Origin of the sequence: Nitratidesulfovibrio liaohensis (genome assembly GCF_011682075.1) — a bacterium.
GTDB classification, from domain to species: domain Bacteria; phylum Desulfobacterota; class Desulfovibrionia; order Desulfovibrionales; family Desulfovibrionaceae; genus Cupidesulfovibrio; species Cupidesulfovibrio liaohensis.
On sequence record NZ_VSMK01000153.1, the window covers coordinates 1 to 5,735 of the forward strand.

The 5,735-nt window shown below is 68.3% G+C and carries 3 protein-coding genes; all 3 read left to right on the plus strand.

The window, feature by feature from the left end; all coding sequences use genetic code 11:
* Positions 1 to 1,023 (plus strand): CerR family C-terminal domain-containing protein (locus tag FVW27_RS06395; protein ID WP_243838250.1); only part of this gene is annotated, 1,023 nt, incomplete at its 5' end.
* Positions 1,024 to 1,118: 95 nt separating this feature from the next.
* On the plus strand, positions 1,119 to 2,336 hold the full coding sequence (locus tag FVW27_RS06400) for an efflux RND transporter periplasmic adaptor subunit (protein WP_243838251.1): 1,218 nt from the start codon (positions 1,119 to 1,121) through the stop codon (positions 2,334 to 2,336).
* Positions 2,333 to 5,449 (plus strand): efflux RND transporter permease subunit, encoded by a 3,117-nt coding sequence (locus tag FVW27_RS06405; protein ID WP_167123708.1) that lies wholly within the window; start codon positions 2,333 to 2,335, stop codon positions 5,447 to 5,449. Before FVW27_RS06400 ends, FVW27_RS06405 begins: the two co-directional genes overlap by 4 nt.
* The last annotated feature ends 286 nt before the right edge of the window (positions 5,450 to 5,735 follow it).

Sequence of the window (5,735 nt, forward strand, 5' to 3'; positions counted from 1 at the left end):
GCCGCAACCGCCTCCGCCGCTGCCACCGGACGCGAATCGCGCACGACCGCGCAGGCCGTGCCCGCGCAGGAACGGGCCTCGGAACGGGCGTTTGACCAGGTGCCGACACAGGCCCCGGTACAGACCCCTCTCCAGAGCGAGCCGGTTTGTGCCGAGCCAGCCGGTGCCATGGCCCCCGCCCCATTTGCCGCCGCCGGGAATCAGGGCGACCAGATGCCGGACAGCCGGGTGCGCATCATGACCGCCGCGGGAGAGACCTTTGCGGAGCTGGGCTTCCACCGTGCGTCACTGCGCGAGATATGCCGCCGCGCGGGCGTCAACGTGGCCCTGGTGAAGTATCATTTCGGCGACAAGCAGGGGTTGTACCGCGCGGTGCTGCTGCAATCCTTTCCGGAACCGCCGCTGCCCCCGTCGTCGTCTGTATCGGGCGTGGCCGCGCCGGGCCCCGGCGATGTCTCCGGCACCGTATCCTCGGCGGAGGATCCGGAAATACGGTTGCGCGCCTTCATCCGTTCGCAGTTGCACCGCACGCGCGGTTCGCGCCGCCCGGAATGGTACAACCGGCTGCTCATCCGCGAGATGACTGATCCCACCGGGGTCATCGGCGACATCGTGGGCAAGGTAATCGGCGCGCGTGCGGACTATCTGGCCGAAACGGTGCGCGAACTGCTCGACGAGCCGGGCCGCAGCCGCGCCGTGGCCCTGTGTGCGCTGAGCGTGGTGGGGCAGAGCCTGCACCATCATTTCGCCCGCAACGTCATTCCGCTGCTGTACCCGGAAATTTCGTACGATGCCGCCAGCCTCGACGAGTTGGAAGAGCACATCACCGCCTTTTCCCTGGCGGGCATCGCCGCCCTGCGCGAGCGCCTGCATGCCGCACGACCCGATTGCCCGGATTTCACAAACAGCCCGGATTTCACCGACAACACAGACAACACAGACAGCACCGGCAGCCCCGACGGCGCCACGTCCAGCGCCGCATCCACTCCCCCCACTCCCAGCCGCCCACGGAACCCCGCATGAACACCGACGCCCAATCCAGGCTCCAATTCCGGCCCCGCCCCGCAGCCCCGTCGACCATTGCGCCTGCCCGGCGGGCGGCGATCCTCCTGCCTGTCTTGTCAGTCCTGGCTGTCATGCTGGTGCTGCTGGCCGGGTGTTCCGGCGGTGACGAAGCCGCCAAGGGCAAGCCCCAGAAGCGGCCCGTACCCGTGGCCACAGCCCTTGCCGAAAAGCGCGACCTGCCCGTGGTGGTGCGCACCGTGGGCAACGTGGAACCGTACGCCACGGTGTCCGTGAAGTCGCGCGTGGACGGCCAGATCGTGGGGGTGCACTTCAGGGAAGGGCAGGACGTGCGCAAGGGCGACCTGCTGTTCACCGTGGACCGCCGTGCGCTGGAGGCGGCGCTGAACGAGGCCCAGGCCAGGCTGCAACGCGACCGCGTGCTGCTGGCCAAGGCCGACGAGGACGTGCGCCGCTTCGAAAAGCTGGTGGCCGACGGCTACGTCAGCCGCGACCAGTACGAGCAGTACCGTTCCTCCGCCGATTCGCTGCGCGCCACCGTGCGCGCCGATGAAGCCACGGTGGAGACGGCCAGGGTGCAGCTTTCGTACACCACCATCACCGCGCCCATGTCGGGCCGCGCCGGGCAGGTCAAGGTGGACCTGGGCAACATGGTGCGCGCCGGGGCGGACACGGTGCTGGTGGTCATCGACCAGGTAGAGCCCATCTACGTGGGCTTCGCCCTGCCGGAAATGCACCTTGCCGCCGCCCGCGCGCGCATGGCCGCCGGTGGCGTGCCGGTGCAGGCGCGGGTGCCCGGTTCCGGCAGCGGAGGGGGCGGAGTATCGGCGCGCGGCATGGTGACCTTCGTGGACAACGCGGTGAACACCGCCACCGGCACCATCCGCATGCGCGGCACGTTCGCCAATGAGGCACGCGTGCTGTGGCCCGGCCAGTTCGTGGACGTGTACGTGGAACTGGGCCAGGTGCCCGGCGCCGTGGTGGTGCCCGCGCAGGCGGTGCAGACCGGCAGCCAGGGGCTGTTCGCCTATGTGGTGGGCCAGGACAACACCGTGCAGTTGCGCAAGGTGCGCACCGGCCTTGCCCATGACGGCCAGGTGGTGATCGAGGAGGGCGTGGCCGCGGGCGAGCGGGTGGTCATCGACGGGCACCTGCGCCTGACCCCCGGTGCCATGGTGGAGGAAAGGGCCTCCGCCGGGGCGGCTCCCGGCGGGACGGCGTCCGGCGGACAGGCGGCAAAACCGGGCGAACCTGCCATGAAATCCGGTGAAGCGGGCGCCAAGGGCGCGGCCCCGGCGGAGGCGCGCCAGTGAACATCGCGGCGTTCTTCATCCGCAGGCCGGTGACCACCTGTCTGGTCATGCTGGCCATGTTCCTGTTCGGGGTGGTGGGCTACCGCAACCTGCCGGTAAGCGACCTGCCCAACGTGGACTTTCCCACCATCCAGGTCACTGCCGAGCTTTCCGGGGCCGATCCGGAAACCATGGCCAGCGCCGTGGCCACCCCGCTGGAGCGCCAGTTCGCCACCATCGCGGGCATCGACTCCATGACTTCGTCGAGCACCCTGGGGCGCACGCGCATCACCATCCAGTTCGCCCTCGACCGCGACATCGACGCGGCCGCGCTGGACGTGCAGTCGGCCATCTCGCAGGCGGCGCGCCGCCTGCCCGACGACATGACCACGCCGCCCTACTTCCGCAAGGTCAACCCCGCCGACCAGCCCATCCTGTACATTGCGCTCACCTCGCCCACCCTGCCGCTGTCGCAGGTGAACGAATACGCCGACACCATGCTGGCCCAGCGCATCTCCATGGTGGCCGGGGTGGCCCAGGTGCAGGTGTACGGTTCGCAGAAGTATGCGGTGCGCGCCCAGGTGGACCCGCGCGCCCTGGCCACGCGCGGCCTTGGCCTGGACGAGGTGGCCAAGGCCATTTCCGATTCCAACGTCAACCTGCCCACCGGCACCCTGCAGGGCGACCATACCTCGCGCAACATCCAGGCCAGCGGCCAGCTGTTCGACGCCGCCTCGTACCGGCCCATGGTGGTGGCCTGGCGAGACGGCGCACCGGTGCGCCTGGGCGAGCTTGGCCGGGTCATCGACAGCGTGGAGCAGGACAGGCAGTTCACCTGGTTCAACGATACGCGCGGCATCGTGCTGGCCGTGCAGCGCCAGCCCGGCTCCAACACCGTGGCCGTGGTCAACGCGGTGAAGGAACTGCTGCCCTCGTTCGAGCGGCAGTTGCCCGCCTCCGTGCAGTTGAACGTGATGTACGACCGCTCGCAGACCATCCGCGAATCGGTGGACGACGTGAAGTTCACCCTGGTGCTCACCGTGTTCCTGGTGGTGCTGGTGATCTTTCTGTTCCTGCGCAGCCTTTCGGCCACTGTCATCCCCAGCCTGGCCCTGCCCATGTCGGTGGTGGGCACCTTTGCCCTGATGTACGTGTTCGGGCACAGCCTGGACAACCTGTCGCTGATGGCCCTGACGCTGGCCGTGGGTTTCGTGGTGGACGACGCCATCGTCATGCTCGAGAACATCGTGCGCCACAAGGAAATGGGCAAGCCGGTCATGCAGGCGGCCCTGGACGGGTCCAAGGAGATCGGCTTCACCATCATTTCCATGACCATCTCGCTGGCGGCGGTGTTCATCCCCGTGCTGTTCATGGGCGGGGTGGTGGGGCGGCTGTTCCGCGAATTCTCGGTGGTCATCATGGTGGCCATCGGCCTTTCGGGCGTGGTGTCGTTGTCGCTTACGCCCATGCTGTGCAGCCGCTTTCTGAAGCCGCACGGCGCCGAGCGCCACGGGCGCGTGTACAACGCGCTGGAGGCGTTCTTCGACGGGCTGCTGCACATCTACGAGCGCAGCCTGCGCTTCACAACCCGTCACCACTTCATGACCTTTCTCGTGTCCCTCGGCGTGCTGGGGCTGACGGCGTGGCTGTTCATGACCATGCCCAAGGGCTTTCTGCCCAGCGGCGACACGGGCCAGCTTTCCGGCTTCACCGAGGCGGACCAGTCCATTTCGTTCGACGCCATGGTGCGCAACCAGACCGCCCTGCACGCGGTGCTGGCGGCGGACCCGGCCATCGCCTCGTTCACGTCCATCGTGGGGGCGGGCGGCCCCAACCTTGGCGGCAACGCGGGGCGACTGGTGATCATGCTGAAGGACCGCCACGAGCGCAAGGAAACACCGGAACAGGTCATCCAGCGGCTGCGGCCCAGGCTGAACACCCTGCCCGGCATCCAGGCCTTCGTGTCCAACCCCCCGTCCATCAACATCGGCGGGCGCACCACCAAGAGCCTGTACCAGTACACCATCCAGGGGCCGGATACCGACGAACTGTACCGGGTGGCCCCCCTGCTTGAAGAACGGATGCGCACCCTGCCGGGCCTGCAGGACGTGACCAGCGACCTGCAGCTGAAGAACCCTGAAGTGCGCGTGACCATCCACCGCGACAAGGCGGCGGCGCTGGGCGTTTCGGCCCAGCGTATCGAGGAGGCGTTGCAGTCGGGCTTCAGTTCGCGCCAGGTGTCCACCATCTACGCCCCCACCAATGACTACGCGGTGTTGCTGGAACTGCTGCCGGAATACCAGCGCGATGCCTCCGTGCTGCCGCTGCTGTACGTGCGGGCCAATTCCGGCATGCTGGTGCCGCTGGATACCCTGGCCAGCCTGAGCGAAGGAGTGGGGCCGCTGTCGGTGAACCATTCCGGGCAGCTGCCCTCGGTCACCGTGTCGTTCAACCTGCGGCCCGGCGTGGCCCTGGGCGAGGCCGTGGCCCAGGTGGAGCAGGCGGCATCGCCCCTGCTGCCCGCCGACGTGGTGGGGTCGTTCCAGGGCACGGCGCAGGCCTTCCAGAATTCGCTGCAAGGCATGACCGTGCTGCTGGCCCTGGCGGTGTTCGTCATCTACATCGTGCTGGGCATCCTGTACGAAAGCTTCATCCACCCGCTGACCATCCTTTCGGGCCTGCCGTCGGCGGGCATGGGCGCGCTGCTCACGCTGATGTTCTTCGGGTACGACCTGAACCTGTACGCCTTCGTGGGCATCATCATGCTGATCGGCATCGTGAAGAAGAACGCCATCATGATGATCGACTTCGCCATCGAATCCGAGCGGGTGGAGGGTCGCGCCCCGGCTGACGCCATCTTCCATGGCTGTCTGGTGCGCTTCCGGCCCATCATGATGACCACCATGGCCGCGCTCATGGGCGCGCTGCCCATCGCCGTGGGCTTCGGCGCGGGCGCCGAGGAACGCAGGCCGCTGGGCCTTGCCGTGGTGGGCGGGCTGATGGTGTCGCAGTTGCTGACCCTGTACATCACCCCGGTGTACTACATGTACCTGGACAGGCTGAGCCGCTGGCTGCAACGCAAGATGGGCCGCGCGCTGGGCAACGAGCGGGCGGCGACGCAGCCGCAGGGGTAGGCCGGGCATGCCGCCATGGGCAGCCTGATGCGGGTGTGGGGCTCTGCCGACCAACCACGCCGTGTCCCTTCATGACAAAGCCCCCCCGCCGATGCGTGCATCGGCGGGGGGGCTTCCGTCCGGGGGAATGGGCGGCGTGCGGGAATGCGTGGCGGGAAACGTGCGTTGCGGAACGGTTTGCCGGTCAGTCTACCGCACCGCGATGCCGTCGCCCCCCCGCCGCTTCACCGCGTACACGGCGCCGTCGGCGCGGGCCACCATGGCCTGCACGGCCAGGGGCGCGCCC